Below are 19,024 nucleotides of genomic sequence, written 5' to 3'. Positions count from 1 at the left end.
AGTGTGGGGTTCATGCGTCTTGCCACACTGACCTCCGGAGGCGACTGCCCCGGCCTGAATGCTGTTATCCGCGGCATCGTCCGCACCGCGAGCTCCGAGTTCGGTTCCACGGTGGTGGGTTACCGCGATGGCTGGGTGGGTCTCATGGATGATCTGCGCGAAGATCTTTACGACGACGCGTATATGGATTCCATCCTGCTGCGCGGCGGCACCATCTTGGGCACGGGCCGCCTGCACCCAGACAAGTTCAAGTCTGGGATTGATCAGATTAAGGCGAACTTGGTGGATGCGGGAGTGGATGCGCTCATCGCCATTGGTGGTGAGGGCACTCTTAAAGGCGCGAAGTTCCTCTCTGACAACGGCATCCCGGTGGTGGGTGTGCCGAAGACGATTGACAATGATGTCAATGCCACCGACTACACCTTCGGCTTTGACACCGCCGTATCCGTGGCCACGGACGCGATTGATCGCCTGCACACCACGGCGGAATCCCACAACCGCATCCTCATCGTTGAGGTAATGGGGCGCCACGTCGGCTGGATCGCGCTGCACGCCGGCATGGCTGGCGGTGCGCATTACACGGTGATCCCCGAGGATCCTTTCGACATTGAGGACATCTGTAAGGCAATGGAACGTCGGTTCCAGATGGGGGAGAAGTACGGCATCATCGTCGTCGCCGAAGGTGCTGTGCCGAAGGAAGGCACGATGGATGCCGGCCTGGGCGAAGAAGATGAGTTCGGCCACAAGACCTTCAAGGGCATGGGCCAGATCATCGGCGATGAGATTCACAAGCGCCTGGGCTATGACGTACGCACGACGGTTCTGGGCCACATCCAGCGCGGTGGCACGCCCACGGCCTATGACCGTGTTTTGGCTACCCGCTACGGCGTTCATGCGGCACGTGCCGCGCACGAAGGTAATTTTGGTATGTCCGTGGCCCTGCACGGTGAGAACATTGATCTCGTTCCACTGGAAGACGCCGTGGGCACGTTGAAGCGTGTGCCGGAGCACCGGTATAAGACTGCGCGCGCTATGTTCGGCTAATGAATTTTTGCGATACCCCCACCATGTCCAACGAGTGGGTTACGTTGGAGCCGCTGAGCCACGAGCATACGGAATCCCTCGCAGCGCACGTCGGGGACCTCTCGGAGCTGTGGTACCAGGACCACATCCCCACGCCGGAGGGCGTGCCCGCTTACATCGATGCCCTCCTGTCGCAGCAGAAGCAGGGGTCCCGCGCACCGTGGGCGATTGTGAATCCAGAGGGGCAAGCGATCGGCGTGACTACCTTCTTCCACCCGGATCCTGCGAACAGGAACATCGAGATCGGCTCGACCTGGTTGGCCAAAGACGCGCAGGGCACCCCGATCAACAAGGCCGCGAAGTTGCTGTTGCTGCAGCGCGCATTCGAGGCGCTTGGCTGCTTGCGTGTGGAGATTCGTACGCATTACATGAACCGCCAGTCGCGCGCGGCCATTGAGAGCCTTGGTGCCAAGCTTGACGGTGTGCTGCGCCGCCACAAGATTCTTAAGAGCGGGCTTGTCCGCGACACGTGCGTGTACTCGATCTTGGACACCGAGTGGCCTGAGGTGAAAACTGCGCTGCTGGCGAATCTGCGTCGCTAGATTGCATCCAGCCCGATGTCCAAGACCCTCACGGAGTGTGTGAGTGCGCCGACGGCAAGGTAGTCCACGCCCGTCTCCGCATAAGCACGTGCAACGTCAAGCGTGAGTCCGCCCGAGGATTCCAGCTTCGTCTCTGATGACAAAGCATTTCGCTTATCGACGGCCTCCCGCGTCCCCTCCACACCAAAATTGTCCAGCATCACCAGGTCTGGTTTGAATACAAGCACCTGCTCTAGTTGCTTAAGGTCATCGACTTCGATTTCGCGGGGGAGGTGGGGGAAGGCTTCGATGGTGCGTCGATAAGCTTCGGCGACGCTTCCCACGCTGGCGACGTGGTTGTCCTTGATGAGCACGGCGTCCCCCAGACTCATGCGGTGATTGGCTCCACCGCCGCAGCGCACGGCGTACTTAGCCAGGTCGCGGTAGCCGGGCAGCGTCTTGCGGGAGTCCCGCACGCGGGCGTGCGTTCCCGCGAGCTCCTGAGTCCACTGGCTGGTGTGAGTGGCAATGCCACTGGCGTAGGTCAGCAGGTTCAGGGCGGTACGCTCTGCTGACAGGATGGCGCGCGCTGGGCCGGAAATAGTGGCTAGGTGATCACCGGGTGCGACAGCGTCCCCGTCGGATGCGTGGACCTCCACCGCGATGGCGGGGGACACCTCAGTGAACGTCCACCGCGCGGCGTCGAGTCCAGCGATAACGCCTGGTTGTCGGGGGATAAGGGCTGCGGTCAGCTGTGCGTCCGCATCGATGGTCGCTTCGGTGGTGGCATCTGGACCATGCGCGAAATCTTCACCGAGTCCAAGCCGAATGAGTTGCAACGTGGCGTCTTTGTTCAAACTCTGCATTGGTTTACTCCCCACTGCCTGGATTACCGATGGCGATCATGCGCTCCAGCGACCGCCGTGCCTTCGCCGCGACATCCTCTGGGACTGTGACGTCATCCTTCATCTCGCGCAGGCAGGCCACGAGCTTCCCCGGTGTGATCATCTTCATGTACGAGCACGAAGCCTGCGGGTTCACCGGCTGGAAGTCGGTGTTCGGGGATTTCAGTTGCAGCTGGTGGAGCATGCCCACCTCAGTGGCCACGAGCACGGTGCCTTCCGTATCTTGTGCGGCCTGGTCGAGCATGCCCCCGGTGGATAGCATGTGCACGCGGTCAGGATCGATGACGCCTTCACCAGCCAGGTAGATCGCGGAGTTCGCGCAACCGCACTCCGGGTGAATATACAGTGGCGCATCCGGGTGAGCAGCTGCCTGATCAGCCAACTGCTTACCATTGATGCCAGCGTGGACGTGGCACTCGCCGGCCCAGATGTGCATGTTGTCCCGGCCAGTCTCGCGCTTCACGTGCGCGCCAAGGAACTGGTCGGGGCAGAAGAGAATCTCCTTGTCCGGATCGATGGACGCGACGACCTCCACCGCATTAGACGAGGTGCAGCAGATATCGGTGAGTGCTTTCACGTCTGCCGTGGTGTTGACGTAGCTGACCACGACGGCGTCGGGGAATTCTTCCTTCCACTGCTGGAGCTGCTCAGCGGTGATGGAATCCGCGAGTGAGCACCCAGCTTTCGCATCCGGGATAAGCACGGTTTTGTCCGGGCTAAGAATTCTTGCGCTTTCTGCCATGAAGTGCACACCGCAGAACACAATCACGTCTGCGTCAGTTTCTGCGGCGATGCGGGAAAGAGCCAAGGAGTCACCAGTGAAATCAGCGACGTCCTGAATTTCTGGGATTTGGTAATTGTGCGCCAGAATGACGGCGTTACGTTCTTCCTTCAGTTTTTGCACTTCATCGGTCCACATGTGTTCAATGTAGCCCGCTTTTCATCCAAACAAGGTCAAGTTGACCCCCAAAACACAAGTTTCACACAGTGGGAGCTATTGTCCGCTGTATGGAATCAACGGAAATTGAACAGAACAAGCGCAATGAAGAGCGCTCTGCTTTCATCGCAACACTTGGCTTTCCCTTGTTGGTGATTGCCGGCGGTGTTATCGGTTTCGCCGCGCCCAGCGTTGTCGCACCGATTTCGGGGTGGACCACGTGGCTGCTGGGCATCGTCATGTTCGGCATGGGCCTGACACTGACGGGCAAGGACTTCGTGTTTGTGGCGAAGAAACCCCTGCCAGTGGTCATCGGTGTGGTGGCGCAGTTTGTCATCATGCCATTGGCTGCCGTCGCACTGACGTGGGCGTTGGGTTTGCCACCCGAAATCGCGGCAGGCGTGATCCTTGTCGGCTGTGCCCCAGGCGGGACCTCCTCCAACGTTGTGTCGTACTTGGCACGTGGTGACGTCGCCATGTCCGTGACCATGACATCCGTGTCCACACTGCTGGCGCCCCTGCTCACCCCACTTCTGACACTGTGGCTGGCAGGTGAGCACATGGATGTCAGTGCTGGACCGATGGCGCTGTCCATCCTGAAGATGGTTGTCCTGCCTGTTGGGCTGGGGCTGTTGGTGCGTTTTCTGGCTCCGAGGTTCGTCGAAAAGCTTCTGCCTGCACTCCCATGGGTCTCTGTGACGGCCATCGCGATGATCGTGGCCATCGTTGTCGCAGGTTCGCGCGACAAGCTCGCACAGGCGGGCCTTATCGTCCTCATCGCAGTGATCCTGCACAACGCGATCGGGTACCTGCTTGGCTACCTCACCGGCAAGGTCACGGGCCAGCCGGAGGCAACCTCGCGCACCATGGCCGTTGAAGTGGGCATGCAGAACTCCGGCATGGCAGCAACGCTGGCTACCACCTACCTCAGTCCACTGGCCGCTCTGCCTGGCGCGGTGTTCTCCGTCTGGCATAACCTGTCCGGTGCGGTGCTGGCGCTTCTCTTCCGTGCGAAGGACCGAAAGAAGCAGTAACGGGAGCTATCGTCTCGGCACCAGAGGAAGCGCACTACACTGGTCAACTATGACTGCGTACGACCTGATGGATTACGACGAGGTACTGGAAAAGTACGACCCAGTTATGGGCCTTGAGGTGCACGTCGAGCTCTCTACTGAGACGAAGATGTTCTCCACCTCCTCCGCGCACTTTGGTGCGGAGCCAAACACCAACATCGACCCAGTATCGCTGGGCTTGCCAGGTGCACTTCCGGTGGTGAACGCCAAAGGCGTGGAGTGGGCCATCAAGATCGGCCTTGCTCTTAACTGCAAGATCGCAGAATCCTCCCGCTTCGCCCGCAAGAATTACTTCTACCCGGACCAGCCGAAGAACTACCAGATTTCGCAGTACGACGAGCCGATTGCATACGACGGTTACCTCGACGTTCTGCTTGACGACGGCACCGAGTGGCGCGTCGACATCGAACGCGCCCACATGGAGGAAGACACGGGCAAACTGACCCACCTGGGTTCCGCATCTGGCCGAATCTCTGGCGCGACAGCTTCGCTGGTGGATTGCAACCGTGCTGGTGTCCCACTCATTGAGATCGTGACCAAGCCGATCGTTGGTGCAGGGGAGCGTGCCCCTGAAGTTGCCCGCGCGTATGTTGCTGCGCTGCGTGAGCTGGTCAAGGCGCTCGGCGTGTCTGATGCTCGCATGGACCAAGGCTCCATGCGCTGTGATGCGAACGTGTCCCTGCGCCCCAAGGGCCAGGAGAAGTTTGGTACCCGTACGGAGACCAAGAACATTAACTCTTTGAAGTCCGTCGAACAGGCTGTGCGCTACGAAATGCAGCGCCATGCTGCTGTGCTCGAAGCGGGCGGGGAGATCGTTCAGGAAACCCGCCACTACCAGGAAACGGATGGTTCAACCTCCAAGGGCCGACCGAAGGAAGAGGCAAGCGAGTACCGCTACTTCAACGACCCGGACCTGCCACCAGTGATTGCCAAGCCGGAGTGGGTCGAGGAAATCCGCGCAACACTGCCCGAGTTGCCGTGGGTCCGCCGCGCACGCATCCAAGAGGAGTGGCAGCTGCCGGAGAAGGAATTCCGTGATCTGGTCAACGCCGGTGCACTCGACCTCATCGCGGACACAGTGGACGCCGGCACCACCCCGGACGAGGCGCGCGCATGGTGGGTGTCCTACATCGCTGGTAAGGCGAATGAGGCGGGCACCGATCTTGATGCGCTTGGGGTCACGCCCGCAGATGTCGCGCGTGTTGTAGCACTGGTGAAGGAAGGCAAGCTCACCACGAAGCTCGCCCGCCAGGCACTCGACGGTGTGATTGCCGGTGAGGGCAATGTCGATGAGGTCGTGGCTAAGCGTGGCCTCGAAGTCGTCCGCGATGACAGCGCGATCGAGGCAGCAGTTGATGAAGCGCTTGCGGCCAACCCGGACATCGTGGAGAAGTACAAGGCCGGAAACACCAAGGTCACCGGCGCCATCGTGGGTGCGGTGATGAAGGCAACGCAGGGCAAGGCGGATCCGAAGTCGATCAACGAGATCATCGCGAAGAAACTCGCCGACTAGCTTCTCGACGCACCCGACGCCCCAGACAGCCTTTCCTCGCTGCTGGGGCCTTCGCATTGATGAGCGGTTTGACTATCGCACCGTGCAGCGCTCAGCGACCTGCGGTTTTGCTGCGCATGACTGGCGATAGTCAAACCAACCTTTTCTAGGCACACCAAATGGCCGGACATGCCGGCTACTTGGTGGGTTACCGCCCGTACAGGAGTGTCATTGCTCCAAAGGGGTGGATGGTGTTGGGGATGAGGTGTCCGTTTGGTGATCTCCATATGGGTGCGCCCCGGATGTTGTCTACCCGGCCGTGGTAGCTGTGTTCGGGGTCATCGTCGTTGGTGCGGTTGTGATACCGGCACAGCGTGGCCAGGTTGTCCATGTTGGTTAACCCACCCTGTGACCAGGCTTTGATGTGGTGGACCTGACAGTTATCCGCCGCATGCCGACAATCCGGTACCGGACATGTTGGTGATAATGCCCTGGCTAGGTCGCGTTGCTTCTGGTTAGCAAACCGTTGCGTGTCATACAGGTTGACCGCACCAACTTGTGGGTGGAACACCGCTACTTCGAGTACGTCCCCAAAATTTTGGGCCAAGTATTCCGCACCGGTCATGGTGGTGCCATCGGTTAGCCCCAGGATGACATCGTCGCCGGCACCACTGATGATCTTGGTGTGCTCTTCCAATGGGATGAGGATCAGTGGACGGGGTACAGCAGGAGCAATACGAGCTGGGGTCTCGCCCGCAGTGTCGGGGCGAAGCCCGAGGATGGTCATGAATGCTTCGTACATCTGTGGCCCGGCAGGCCCATCGCTGGTGATTTGTTGGCGTAGTGCGTACTCGATGGCTGCCATGTCGTGTTCTGGGCCCATGACATTCATGGGGCGGGACTGTTTACGTGAGCGACCAAACCGGATTGTTGGCTCCGGGGCAGGCTTATCCACCTCCGGGACGATGTCCTGAGCGCGACGCTGCAGCGTCTTGTAGTTTCCCTTGACCGACAACAGGGCAAGGCGTAACTCCCATTTCTTGCCGGGGTCTGTGATCCCGGCAAGACGACTCTCGATGTAGGCAAGCTGATCCAAGGACTTCTTCGTCGAGCGTGCCACTGTAATCGCGTTGGCTTGTTTGCGGGTGAACTTTGTTTTCCCGTAGTAGACCTTGTGGACTTTGGTCCATTGGCGAATCAGGGCGGGTTTGCAGCCAGCGTCGAGGAGGACCTGGGCATCAAAGGATGCCAGGGTCTCGATCGGGTTGGTTAAACCCGCGACTAGTGCTGCAAAAGTGTTCATGCCACGCACACTAAACCGAAAATCAGAAACGTGCAGCTAAGGGCCAAAAAGCCTGTGGATAACCCAAAAACTATCCACAGGCGCCACGCCCCGAAACAGGTGCCAGAACACGTAAAGAAGCCGCATGACCAGCGAGAACAGGAAGAGTTCCCGAAAACCCAAAAAAGTTAAGGCCCGCAGAAAACAATCGGATTTGCTGGCCCGGCAAAAGGATTGGGGGCGTCGATAAGCGAAAAGCTATTTCGACTCGGGCTTGACGGCGGGGAACTCGCCGGTTTCGTACATCTCCTCGTAGGCCTTCCACTGGATCTCATCATCCTGAGTTTCAGGTGCGCCTTCGTACTGTTCGGACTCAGGGTCGAGAGCCGGAACGTCCTTGAGGTCGAATTCGCTCTCCGGATCTGCATCAAGGTCAGCGGCTACTTCCTCCTGGACGGACTGCCACAGCTCCTGATCCGCAACGTGAGAATCGGAGACAAGATCCTCAACTTCCTCGCGCTGTGTGCTAGTGAGGTCTTCCATCTCCGGGTCGAGTGCGGTTTCAGCCAGCTCGGCCAAACGCTCACGGCGCTCCGTCTCCTCCTTGATGTTCTCGCGGTCGCGGAACCAAGCAACACCCATGACAACGCCAAGGATCAGACCCAGGTAGCCAAGGAGTGGGTAGACCCAGCCGATGAGATCAGCGAAGCCAATGAAGGACAGTGCGAAACCGATCATGACCACGATGCCGTAGTAGGCGCGGAACTTCTTCGGCTTGTCGTGGCTGAGGCGGCGGCCAAGAGCGTAGAAGAGGCCAACGGCGGTGTTGTAGATCATCAGGTAGATGATGATGGACACGATCGTGCCCACAACGGGGTGCATCGTGGAGAAGACCATGAGCAGCGGCAGGTCTGCGTCCATGATGTGTTCCATGTTGAAGAACAGGATGAACACAAGGATCATCAGCAACACAGCGAAGATGATGCCGCCAAGGAGTCCACCCTTACCGGCTTGCGCTGGGTTCATTTGGGAGCCGGCGAAGACGAGCATCATGGAGCAGTCCATGATCATCACCAGGGTGGCGTAGTTCAATGCCGTGATGAACCAGTTGTTGAACGTGCCGGAAGCTGGAGTATTCGTCTGGGCGAGTTCATTGAGGCTGGCCGCATTCTCCGGCATGTTCATCAGCGTGATTGCAAATGCAGCCAAAAGGCAGATGATCAGCAGGGGAGTGATGAAGGAGATGACGTTGGTCAGCTTGTCAATGTCCAAGAATCCGGAACCGATGAGCAGTAGCACCATGATTGCGGAACCGATCCATGTGTCGACCCCAAACTGTTGGTTCAGGTTGGACCCGGCACCGGCGACCATGACAAACCCGATACAGAACAGCGTGAACATTGTGGTCACGTCCATGTAGCGGGCAAGCCATGGGTGGGAGACACTCTTGAATACGGCGCTGTGGTCATCAGCCATGTAGTAGGAACCAAGCTGGTACACCCAGGCACTGAACACTGCGATGGTGATGCCGGCGATGGCAGCACCGATGATGCCGCGGTAGCCGAATGCAAGGAAGTATTGAAGGATCTCTTGGCCCGACGCAAAGCCAGCACCCACTGTGAGTCCGACGAGCGCTAGGGCCACTTTTAGAGACTTATTCATTTAAAAAACCTTTAGATATCGAAAAAACGTGCGGAGTCGAGGGTATCAGACAGGTTTTGATGCGGTGGACTCAACCTTTTGGCCAGGAATCACCCAGCTTCTGTTGATGGCTTGGCGTACACGCGGGAAAGATCCCCAGGATCAGCAGGGTGCTGCCATAGATTGGTGTGCATGAACGAAACTGGCAGCACTCCGAATAATCCGAACAAGAAACAGCCGAGCCTAGATGCCCGCGACATCAATGACGTGGACATTGACCTTGAGCTTGATACCGCGCTGGATGATATTCCGTCCGCATCCGAATCGAATGTCTACACCCGTACGGGCAAGGCAGCACCGACTGAGGTTCTCCCGGCAGCCCCGAAGCCGCAGTCCGCACCGGAGCCAGAAGCGCCGGTCGTCCCCACGGAAAAGACGGCCGAGAAGTTTGTGGCGGACGAGGAGCCGATCAAGATCGTTGGCGGTAAGACGGAGGCTCCGGCACGGTCAGAAGGTCTGAAGACAGAGACGCTTGCACCGGTTGCGGCAGGCGCCACCGCATCGACGGTTTCGCTCGAGCCCACGGACGGCCCCGAGCAGCCATCGCTTATCGACGGCACGACTCCCGCACCAGCAGCACAACCGGTCGCGGTGGACCGCGGGACGATCGACTTTGGTCTGCTGATTCTGCGCGTTGTTCTGGGCCTAGTGCTCACGCTGACCGCGGTGGCAACTTTCTTCCAGTTGGGCACGAACGAAGGGTTGGCCGGACTGCAGGATCAGTTGGCTAACCACAATGAGCCGCGCATCCTCGCGATTGCGCTGCCGACAATGCAGCTGGCGGCTGGTGTTTTCCTACTGCTGGGTCTGATGACTCCGGTGGCAGCCATGGTGGGTGTCGCTGCAACCGGGTTTGTAGCGCTTGATGCTGTGGCCGGTACGGTCTCGCCATTCAACTGGGATCCGGCTACGTGGCTCGCGGTTGTTCTGCTGGGCATGGCCTTAGCGGTTCAGTTCACTGGCCCCGGTCTCTTCGGTGTGGATTACTCCCGCAGCTGGGCCCGTCGTCCGCGCGTCAGTGCCTGGATCGGCGCTGCTATCGGTCTTGGTGCCGCCGGCCTTCTGTGGTGGTTCCTGTAACCGCCACTCGGGGGAAGCGGTGTAAATCAGGTACACGATGAACACCGTTAACCCCATCAGACCAATAAGGTTGCCAGCCAGCCACGTCCGCCATTCCACGTTGGAGGGGTCACTCTCAGGGATGAGCATGTAACCCGGGACAATCCACGCACCGGCTGTGATGGAAAGCAGAATCCGCAGGAAATCCTCACGCACAGCAAGGATGATCGGAAGGACCAGGATGGCACCGGCCCAGTGGTGGGCCACCGCATATGGCCCGCCGATGGAAATACCAAGGACAACCAGGAAGAGAGCCTCCACGCTGCGGTTGTGCTTCTCCAGTTGGTAGGCCACGTAAATGGTGGCGGCCGCAAAAGCGACGAAGATAAACGGTGTGAGGGTGCCCACCGCATCAACGCTCAATGGTCCCCGGGACAAAAGGCCGCCAAGGCCTTGGTTGTGTGGGTAATCTACCCGGCCACCGCGGTCGGTTTCGAAGAAGTACTTCGTCCAGAAGTCCACCGATTCACTCGCGCGGGCAAAGAATCCAAGAATGACGGTGATGAAGAAGAATCCGGCGGAGCGGCCCAGGGACCACCAGTCCTTGCGTACCAAAAAAATGATGGCGTAGGCAGCTGGCGTGATTTTCACACCCGCGGCGAGACCAATGCCCAGGCCGCGAAGAGGCTTCGGGGTATATCCGAGCACGTCAGCCGTGACCAAGAAGACCAAGAAAACGTTGATCTGGCCGAAGTATAGGTTGGCCTGGATGATGTCCAGGCAGGTGGCAAATCCGCCGAGGGTGACTGCCCAGAACAGCCAGTCCTTCATGCCCAAACGGTGGCAGGCCATCGCTAGAATGCCCACCACGCAGGCGATGATGGTGGCGTTCCACACGATGTCCATGAATAGTTCCCCGCCCACAGTCAAGGGGAGGAACAGGACAGCTGCAAATGGTGGGTAGATGAAGGCGTAGCCGCTGCGGGACGGGAAGCCGTCGTAAAGCGGATGGCCGTGCCTAAACGCATTGCCGGCATCGCGGAAGACACCGACGTCGAGCAAGCGTGAGTCAAACGCCGTGAGGTAGCTGCCGTACAGGTTCACCGCGCCCAGCGTGATGGCGAGCGCGATGAGCAGAACGCGGAAAACTAGTCGAGTTTGCGTACTGCGCCCTTGTCCGCCGACGTTGCCATGCGTGCGTAGGCCTTGAGCGCCTTGGTGACGTGACGGGTGCGGTTCGGTGTCCATGGATTGTCCTTTGTTTCCATCGCTGTGCGGCGCTTATCTAGTTCTTCGTCATCCACCTCGAGTGACAACACGCGGTCACGCACGGAGATGCGGATCGTATCGCCGTTCTCAATGAGGCCGATGAGGCCCCCCTGGGCTGCTTCCGGCGAAATGTGGCCGATGGACAGACCGGAGGTGCCGCCGGAGAAGCGCCCATCGGTGATGAGAGCACACACCTTGCCCAAACCGGCACCCTTGAGGAAGGAGGTGGGGTGGAGCATCTCCTGCATGCCCGGGCCACCGGCGGGACCTTCGTAGCGTATGACCACAACATCGCCCGGCTGAACCTCGCGGGCAAGAATCATGGATACAGCCTGTTCCTGGGAATCGACAACGCGGGCAGGACCGGAGAATTCCCACAGCTCCTGGTCCACGCCAGCTGTCTTCAGAATGGCGCCGTCCTCGGCGAGGTTGCCACGCAGAACCACCAAGCCACCATCGGAGCTGAACGGGTGGTCAAAGTCATGGATGACACCGTTGACGGAATCGGTGTCCAGGCTGTCCCAGCGGTTGGATTGGGAGAATGCCTCGGTGGAGCGAACACCACCTGGGGCCGCATGGAAGAGGTCGATGGCTTCTTCCGTAGCCTTGCCACCGCGGATGTCCCAGTCATCGAGCCATTCCTGGAGGGTGGGGTAGACCACAGAGTGGACATCAGTGTTGAGCAGTCCAGCGCGGTTGAGCTCACCCAGGATGGCGGGGATGCCGCCGGCACGGTGGACATCCTCGATGTGCGCGTCACCGTTAGGTGCGACCTTGGAGATGCACGGGATCTCATGCGAGAGCTCGTCAATATCTTTCAGGTCAAAGTTGATTTCACCTTCTTGCGCTGCGGCAAGGGTGTGCAGGATCGTGTTAGAAGAACCACCCATGGCCATATCCAGGGCCATGGCGTTGCGGAAGGCCTCGCGCGTAGCCACGTTGCGTGGCAGGACAGATTCATCGCCCTCGCCGTAGTAGCGGCGGCAGATGTCCATGATCGCGGCACCAGCTCGCTCGAACAGGCGACGACGCGCGGTGTGCGTAGCCAGCGTGGTGCCGTTACCCGGCAGGGAGAGTCCTAGTGCCTCCGTCAGGCAGTTCATTGAGTTTGCGGTGAACATGCCAGAGCAGGAACCACAGGTAGGGCAGGCGGATTCGACGATGCGGTCGAGGTCCTCATCACTCACGTTGTCATCCGCGGACATGGAGATCGCATCGACGAGGTTCGTCTTCTTGCCGGACTGGGCGATTCCGTCGATGACAACAGCCTTGCCTGCCTCCATCGGCCCACCGGAGACAAAGACCGCCGGAATGTTAAGGCGCAGCGCAGCGTTGAGCATGCCCGGTGTGATCTTGTCACAGTTGGAAATGCAGACCATGGCGTCAACAGTGTGCGCGTTGACCATGTACTCAACGGAATCCGCGATGATCTCACGGCTGGGAAGGGAGTACAGCATTCCGCCGTGGCCCATGGCAATGCCGTCGTCAACAGCGATGGTGTTGAACTCCTTCGGAATACCGCCAGCTTCACGCACTGCTTCAGCAACAATGTCGCCGACGTTCTTCAGGTGCACGTGACCGGGCACAAACTGGGTGTACGAATTCACAATCGCAACGATCGGGCGACCGAATTCGTTGTCTTTGGTTCCGGTTGCCTTCCACAGAGCGCGCGCACCGGCGGCTTGCCGGCCGACGGTGGTGACCCGGGAACGGAGAGGGATCGCGTTGGGCACGTGCTTACTCCTTGTCTGCTTGCTTTTCTGCTTCCGCGTGTGCTTGTGCGTGGGTTTCGTACTCTTCCTTAGTCATGAGTACGGAGTTGCCTTCGGTGTCGGTGACTTCCATCATTCCGTCTGCTGCTTCAGCAGCTTCCGTAATCACGTCGGTGATGCGACCTTGGGAGGCTTCAGACAGCTCCGGCAATGAATTAAATGTTACTCCGGGCATGGGGAACTCTTTGCCGTTTGTGGTGGCGGCTTTGGCACTCATGCCTTCGAATGACACACCTTTGAACTCGTCCCAAGGAATAGAAACGTTCTTGCGGAAGAGGTACTTGATGTCAATTCCCGCCTCATCAACATGCGTTTGTGTTTTCAGCACCCACATGATGAAGATCACCGGGAAGATGAGAACCCAGCCGAGGTAAAGCGGGGCCCATGAGATCGCGATGAGCCCAATACCCGTCATCAAACCCACCGCGAGGAGGTGGGTGCGGTCTGGAGTAAACGTACGGCCGACAGAAGTCATGGGTGTCATGCTAGCCAACTAGGTGTCACGCTGGGCAGTCACCGCCAGGTTACGGTCGTGCGGGCTCGCTTATCGACGCCCCCTGGGCCGCCCCGGCCTCTTCCTGGCGCGGTGCCTGCCCCTGCTCGGTTGGGTTCTGCTCTGGCTGCTGAGGGTTGTTCGTTGGTGCCTCCGTTTGCCCAGACGTGGGCTCGGTGGTGTTGAACTCAGACTCAGCTGCGTCGGTGGGGGCAGCGTCGGAGGTGGGAGCTGGCGCCTGGGTCGGTTGGGGTTGTGGCTGTGGCGTTTCCACAACGGAGGAAGGCGTGTTGCTGCGCGGTGGGGCAAGGATCCCGGAGTTCCTCTCGCTGTCTTCTCCCGAAGACAACGTCAAGCCACGCAGAATGAGTAGCACCGCGAAGACCAAGATGAGCATGCCTGTAGACGCCCGAATGCGCCCACCAAGGGTGCCAAAGTGAGAGCGCCGCTGCTTGTCAGCTTCTGCTTTATCTTTTGTTGCTGGGTCATCCTCCGGAGCAGTCTTGTCGGGCTTGGTGCGGTCACCCGCGGACAAACCGGTGCGTTGCGGTTCATGTGAGGTTTCTTCTACCGCTACAGGCTCAACCTTTGTTTCAGGGGCAGGGGAGAGGATGTGCTTGTCCTTGTCCTCTTTGTCCTCTTTGTCCTCTTTGTCTTCGGATTCCCACTGATTCCACTCGGAGGCATAACGCCGGGTGAGGAAGGCGGGGGTGAAGGCGGTGGTGCGGGTATCGTTTGCGTCGAAAAGCGGAGCCTCTGGCATGGCGGCGGCGGAGCCGTACTCATCGAAGAACTCGTCGAGGATGTACACGCGAATTGCGCGCTCGATGGGGAACTGATCACCAGGTGTGCAGCGCACCATGAAGCGGATATCCAGCGTCCATGGCATGCCCACCGTGTTCGGCGGGTTGAGGTCGGTGCCGGGCTGGCACAGCAGCTCGCCTTGGATGAGCGGAACGATATCCGGCTCCGAAATCGCACGGCGTGCTGCTGCTTCCGCGCGCGAGATGACTTCTTCGGTGTCGTGGGAACCAAGCAGCGGTACGGGCACTTCCACGAGGGCGCGAGACCAGTGATTCGAATTGTTAATGCACACCTGTGCCGCAGAATTCGGAATGGTCACTGTGTACTGCTCGAGTGTGCGCACCTGCGTGGCGCGCATGGTGATCTGAATGACATCACCAGTGACATCAATGCCATTGCCCTGGAATGTGACCAGATCGCCCACTCCGTATTGCTTTTCCGTGAGGATGAAGAAGCCTGCGACGAAGTCCGCGATGATCTGTTGCGAACCAAAACCGATGGCAGCAGATACCACGGTGGCAGGAATAGCAGCGCCGGCCAGAGAGAAGCCAAGCTGCTGCAGGAAGAAAACAAGGATGAGGAAGTAGGCGATCAGCTGGACGATATAAATGCCCACACCGGCAAGCGCTAGGGAAGTTTTACCCTCATTCGTGTCTTTAGATTCAGCTACCTGGCGTTCCACATAACGGTTGGCCAAACGGCCAGCGCGAGGCACCAGAAAAGCGAGGAGAAGCAGAAGGGCCAGGTTAATTCCGGTATCAGCAAGCCAACGCCAGACCTGGTCAAGAATCAGTGAAAACGGCATAACACAGCTAGACTAGCCCGTTATAGCTGAGAAAGTGCTGGGGAATTGTGTATGATCTTCGGCATGACTTTTATTGGCCTAGTAGTGGTACGGCGTGGCGCTTCGCGTGACTGATGCTCTCGTAGCATCGGAGCCGGTTTCACAAACGGTCAAGTACAGCAAGCGCCCCCGCTAAGTAAGCGGGGGCTTTGTTGTTGGTCACCCCAAGATCACGCCTACTAACTGGGTGTGATTAAGTCTGGTAAAACACCGAAAAGGCCTCACATAAGGAGTTTGAGGGAATAGTGGCAGCGTCACAGAAAAAGCAGCCCGAACGCATGACAGGTGCGGAGGCGATCGTCCGCAGTCTTGAGGAGCTGGGCACGGACATTGTTTTCGGTATTCCAGGGGGAGCGGTGCTTCCGCTATATGACGCCCTGTTTGCCGCCAAGAAGTTGCGCCACGTCCTCGTGCGCCATGAACAAGGTGCTGGGCATGCCGCTGAGGGTTACGCACTCGCTTCCGGCAAGGTCGGTGTGTGCCTGGCCACCTCAGGCCCGGGCGCAACCAACCTTGTTACCGCCCTAGCAGATGCTTACTTGGACTCGGTTCCCATCGTGGCCATCACCGGTCAGGTGGGCACTGCTTTGCTGGGTACGGATGCGTTCCAGGAAGCAGACATCCGCGGCATCACCATGCCGATTACAAAGCACAACATCATGGTGACTCGCGTGGAGGACATTCCTAAGGCGTTGGCTGAGGCATTCCACCTTGCGTCCACCGGCCGCCCAGGCCCTGTCCTCGTGGATTTTCCCAAGGACATCCAGAACGCTGAGCTGGACTTCGAATGGCCACCGGTGGTTGATCTGCCGGGGTATAAGCCGACCACGAAGCCGCACAACCGTCAGATCACTCAGGCGGCGAAGATGATCGCTGAGGCGGAGCGCCCAGTCATCTACGCCGGCGGTGGCATTATCAAGGCTAACGCTGCTAAGGAGCTCCGCGAGTTCGCTGAGCTGACCGGCCTGCCCGTTGTGACTACGCTCATGGCTCTGGGCGCTTTCCCGTCGCACCACCCGCAGTACATGGGTATGCCGGGCATGCACGGAACGGTTCCGGCAGTTGCAGCGCTGCAGAAGGCTGATCTGCTGATCACTCTGGGTGCGCGTTTCGACGATCGCGTGACGGGCGACCCAGAGCACTTCGCCCCGGATGCCAAGGTCATCCACGCTGATGTGGACCCAGCTGAGATTGGCAAGATCCGCGTTGCCGATGTTCCGATCGTGGGTGACGCGCGAGAGGTTATCGGCCAGTTGACGGAGGCATTCAAGAAGGGCAAGAAGATCTCCACCCCGAAGATCGACGAGTGGATGGAGTACCTCGGCGATATGAAGACGCGCTTCCCGCGCGGCTACGAGAAGCATGCGGACGGCACCCTGTCTCCGCAGTTTGTCATTGAGACCCTGTCTAAGGAAGTTGGCCCCGATGCCATCTACGTTGCTGGTGTTGGCCAGCACCAGATGTGGTCCGCACAGTTCCTCGACTTCGAGCATCCACGCACCTGGCTCAACTCCGGTGGTCTGGGCACGATGGGCTTCGCCGTCCCAGCTGCACTCGGCGCGAAGGCAGGTTGCCCGGACAAGGAAGTCTGGGCGATTGACGGTGATGGTTGTTTCCAGATGACCAACCAGGAAATTACCACCGCTGCAGTGGAGGGATTCCCCTTCAAAGTTGCCCTGATCAACAACGGCAACCTGGGTATGGTGCGTCAGTGGCAGACGCTGTTCTATGACGGCCACTACTCGCACACCAAGCTGCACCAGGACACCACGTATGTTCCGGACTTCCTGGGGCTGGCCGCAGCTCTGGGTGCTGAGGCGATCCGTGTGACCACGGAAGAAGAGGTCCTGCCGGCTATCAAACGTGCCCGTGAGATCAATGACCGCCCGGTTGTCATTGACTTCGTTGTCGGTGAGAACGCACAGGTGTGGCCGATGATTGCTGCTGGAAGCTCCAACTCTGAGATTCAGTACGCGCGTGATCTGCGCCCGCTTTTCGACGAGGAACTCTCTGCCGGCGAATCCCCCGCAGACATCCACGAGACGATCGCTGAGGCGATTGATGACGACAACGACGAGGAGAACTAAGCATGACTACTAATCATCTTTATGACGACGTGACTCGTAGCGTCCTGTCCGTGCTGGTTCAGGACGTCGAAGGCATCATCACCCGCGTGACCGCAATGTTTACACGTCGTGGTTTCAACCTTGTTTCCTTGACTTCTGCGAAGACGGAAACACCGGGTATTCACCGCATCACCGTTGTGGTTGATGCCTCGGAGCATGCGGTGGAGCAGATCACCAAACAGCTGAACAAGCTCGTGAACGTGCTCAAGGTTCTGCGCCTGGAAGAAGAGTCGACCGTTGCGCGTTCTCTCATGCTGGTGAAGGTGAATGCGAACAACAGCAACCGTCCGCAGGTTGTGGATGCCGCGAATATTTTCCGTGCACGCGTGGTAGACGTTGCGCCGGATTCCGTTGTTATCGAAGCCACCGGTACGTCGAGCAAGCTGCGCGCTTTGCTGGATGTCCTCGAGCCATTTGGTATCCGTGAGCTAGTTCAGTCCGGCCGCGTGGCGCTTAACCGGGGTCCGAAGACGCTGGCGCCCTCTAAATAATTTTCCACCCCCGTCTCACATAGTTAGACGCGCGTCCCGTATAGTGGGACGTGCGATTGGCACATCTCACAGAATTTGAAAGGTTCGCTCATGGCTATTGAAGTCTTTTACGACAACGATGCTGATCTGTCCATCATCCAGGGCCGCAAGGTTGCCGTGATTGGTTACGGCTCCCAGGGTCACGCCCACGCACAGAACCTGCGTGAGTCTGGCGTTGAGGTTGTTGTGGGTCTGCGCGAGGGCTCCAAGTCCGCGGAGAAGGCTCGCGAGGCTGGCTTTGAGGTCAAGTCCAACGCCGATGCCGCTGCATGGGCAGATGTGATCATGCTGCTGGCTCCGGACACCTCCCAGGCCGAGATTTTCAAGAACGACATTGAGCCGAACCTCAATGACGGCGATGCACTGTTCTTCGGCCACGGCCTGAACATCCACTTCAAGCTCATCGAGCCGGCTGACAACATCATCGTCGGCATGGTTGCGCCGAAGGGGCCGGGACACCTCGTTCGCCGCACCTTCGTCGACGGCAAAGGTGTGCCGTGCTTGATTGCTATTGAGCAGGACCCGAAGGGCAATGGCCGCGACCTGGCTCTGTCCTACGCTGCAGCCATCGGTGGCGCTCGCGCCGGTGTCATCCCGACCACCTTCGAGGCTGAGACCGTCACCGACCTGTTCGGTGAGCAGGCTGTTCTCTGCGGTGGCCTGGAAGAGCTGATCATGAACGGCTTCGATGTTCTGACTGAGGCTGGCTACGAACCGGAGATGGCGTACTTCGAGTGCCTGCACGAGATCAAGCTCATCGTTGACCTGATCTACGAAGGTGGCATTGCCAACATGAACTACTCGGTGTCTGACACCGCTGAGTTCGGTGGCTACCTGTCCGGCCCACGCGTTGTTGACGCTGGTGCCAAGGAGCGTATGCGTGAGGTACTCAAGGACATCCAGTCCGGTGAGTTCACCCGTCGCCTCATTGCCAACGTCGAGGGTGGCAACAAGGAACTCGAGGACCTGCGCGCAAAGATCTCCCAGCACCCGATTGAGAAGACCGGTGCTGAGCTGCGTGACATGATGTCCTGGGTGCAGAATCCGCTGACCGATACCGCGCGTTAATCAGCTCCGCCGCACTGTGTGGCAAACCTAAACCGCCTGGAATCCGGGTTCGAACCGGATAGCTC

15 protein-coding genes and 1 pseudogene are annotated in these 19,024 nt (G+C 59.0%); 8 read left to right on the top strand and 8 right to left on the bottom strand.

Going from position 1 to position 19,024, the window contains the following annotated elements; genetic code table 11:
* Nucleotides 1-12: 12 nt before the first annotated feature.
* The gene (locus QP968_RS03145; RefSeq protein ID WP_284854973.1) at nucleotides 13-1,044 is read left to right on the top strand and encodes an ATP-dependent 6-phosphofructokinase; all 1,032 of its coding nucleotides are present in this window, start codon (nucleotides 13-15) and stop codon (nucleotides 1,042-1,044) included.
* Entirely contained in the window at nucleotides 1,044-1,625 is a 582-nt protein-coding gene (locus QP968_RS03140) for a GNAT family N-acetyltransferase (RefSeq protein WP_284854972.1), read from the top strand. Before QP968_RS03145 ends, QP968_RS03140 begins: the two co-directional genes overlap by 1 nt.
* Here the strand turns inward: QP968_RS03140 and nadC are convergent.
* Nucleotides 1,622-2,470, bottom strand: a complete 849-nt coding sequence (gene nadC / locus QP968_RS03135; RefSeq protein ID WP_284854971.1) for a carboxylating nicotinate-nucleotide diphosphorylase — start codon at nucleotides 2,468-2,470, stop codon at nucleotides 1,622-1,624. The genes QP968_RS03140 and nadC overlap by 4 nt on opposite strands.
* Before the next feature lie 4 nt (nucleotides 2,471-2,474).
* Complete coding sequence (gene nadA, locus QP968_RS03130; RefSeq protein ID WP_284854970.1) at nucleotides 2,475-3,428, bottom strand: quinolinate synthase NadA; 954 nt, start codon at nucleotides 3,426-3,428, stop codon at nucleotides 2,475-2,477.
* Nucleotides 3,429-3,517: 89 nt separating this feature from the next.
* On the opposite strand from nadA, the gene QP968_RS03125 reads away from it, so the two are divergent.
* Complete coding sequence (locus tag QP968_RS03125) at nucleotides 3,518-4,480, top strand: bile acid:sodium symporter family protein (RefSeq protein ID WP_284854969.1); 963 nt, start codon at nucleotides 3,518-3,520, stop codon at nucleotides 4,478-4,480.
* Between the two features lie 49 nt (nucleotides 4,481-4,529).
* Nucleotides 4,530-6,032, top strand: a complete 1,503-nt coding sequence (gene gatB / locus QP968_RS03120; RefSeq protein ID WP_284854968.1) for an Asp-tRNA(Asn)/Glu-tRNA(Gln) amidotransferase subunit GatB — start codon at nucleotides 4,530-4,532, stop codon at nucleotides 6,030-6,032.
* 187 nt (nucleotides 6,033-6,219) lie between these two features.
* On the opposite strand, the gene QP968_RS03115 is transcribed toward gatB, so the two are convergent.
* Nucleotides 6,220-7,314 carry an HNH endonuclease signature motif containing protein gene (locus tag QP968_RS03115; RefSeq protein ID WP_284854967.1) on the bottom strand — a complete coding sequence of 365 codons (1,095 nt, stop codon included), beginning with the start codon at nucleotides 7,312-7,314 and terminating at the stop codon, nucleotides 6,220-6,222.
* A 237-nt stretch (nucleotides 7,315-7,551) separates the two neighbouring features.
* Nucleotides 7,552-8,955 carry a YkvI family membrane protein gene (locus QP968_RS03110; RefSeq protein WP_284854966.1) on the bottom strand — a complete coding sequence of 468 codons (1,404 nt, stop codon included), beginning with the start codon at nucleotides 8,953-8,955 and terminating at the stop codon, nucleotides 7,552-7,554.
* Nucleotides 8,956-9,126: 171 nt separating this feature from the next.
* Here QP968_RS03110 and QP968_RS03105 point away from each other — a divergent pair, with 171 nt between their 5' ends.
* Nucleotides 9,127-10,074: a DoxX family membrane protein gene (locus tag QP968_RS03105; protein ID WP_284854965.1), complete on the top strand. Its 948-nt coding sequence runs from the start codon at nucleotides 9,127-9,129 to the stop codon at nucleotides 10,072-10,074.
* A 288-nt stretch (nucleotides 10,075-10,362) separates the two neighbouring features.
* Here the strand turns inward: QP968_RS03105 and QP968_RS03100 are convergent.
* The 4 genes and pseudogenes from QP968_RS03100 to QP968_RS03085 all read right to left on the bottom strand — a co-directional run.
* Nucleotides 10,363-11,301 (bottom strand): annotated as a pseudogene (locus QP968_RS03100) (glycosyltransferase 87 family protein); the annotation flags it as partial.
* A complete protein-coding gene (gene ilvD / locus QP968_RS03095; RefSeq protein WP_284854964.1) occupies nucleotides 11,202-13,055 on the bottom strand; it encodes a dihydroxy-acid dehydratase in 1,854 nt (617 codons plus the stop codon). The pseudogene QP968_RS03100 and the gene ilvD, both read right to left, overlap by 100 nt.
* Nucleotides 13,056-13,059: 4 nt before the next feature.
* A complete protein-coding gene (locus QP968_RS03090; RefSeq protein WP_284854963.1) occupies nucleotides 13,060-13,569 on the bottom strand; it encodes a PH domain-containing protein in 510 nt (169 codons plus the stop codon).
* A 49-nt stretch (nucleotides 13,570-13,618) separates the two neighbouring features.
* Nucleotides 13,619-15,196, bottom strand: coding sequence for a mechanosensitive ion channel family protein (locus QP968_RS03085; protein ID WP_284854962.1), 1,578 nt, complete (start codon nucleotides 15,194-15,196; stop codon nucleotides 13,619-13,621).
* A 317-nt stretch (nucleotides 15,197-15,513) separates the two neighbouring features.
* Between QP968_RS03085 and QP968_RS03080 the strand changes: the two genes are divergently transcribed.
* The 3 genes from QP968_RS03080 (at nucleotide 15,514) to ilvC (ending at nucleotide 18,959) form a co-directional block, all read left to right on the top strand.
* Nucleotides 15,514-17,322, top strand: coding sequence for an acetolactate synthase large subunit (locus QP968_RS03080; protein WP_502870018.1), 1,809 nt, complete (start codon nucleotides 15,514-15,516; stop codon nucleotides 17,320-17,322).
* Between the two features lie 2 nt (nucleotides 17,323-17,324).
* Entirely contained in the window at nucleotides 17,325-17,852 is a 528-nt protein-coding gene (gene ilvN, locus QP968_RS03075; protein WP_034664858.1) for an acetolactate synthase small subunit, read from the top strand.
* A 90-nt stretch (nucleotides 17,853-17,942) separates the two neighbouring features.
* Nucleotides 17,943-18,959, top strand: coding sequence for a ketol-acid reductoisomerase (ilvC, locus tag QP968_RS03070; protein WP_284854960.1), 1,017 nt, complete (start codon nucleotides 17,943-17,945; stop codon nucleotides 18,957-18,959).
* Nucleotides 18,960-19,024 lie beyond the last annotated feature (65 nt).

Source organism: Corynebacterium sp. MSK041 (genome assembly GCF_030232265.1).
Lineage (GTDB): Bacteria > Actinomycetota > Actinomycetes > Mycobacteriales > Mycobacteriaceae > Corynebacterium.
The sequence above is the reverse complement of the archived record's forward strand: the minus strand, read 5'-3'. Positions and strand labels throughout refer to the sequence as shown.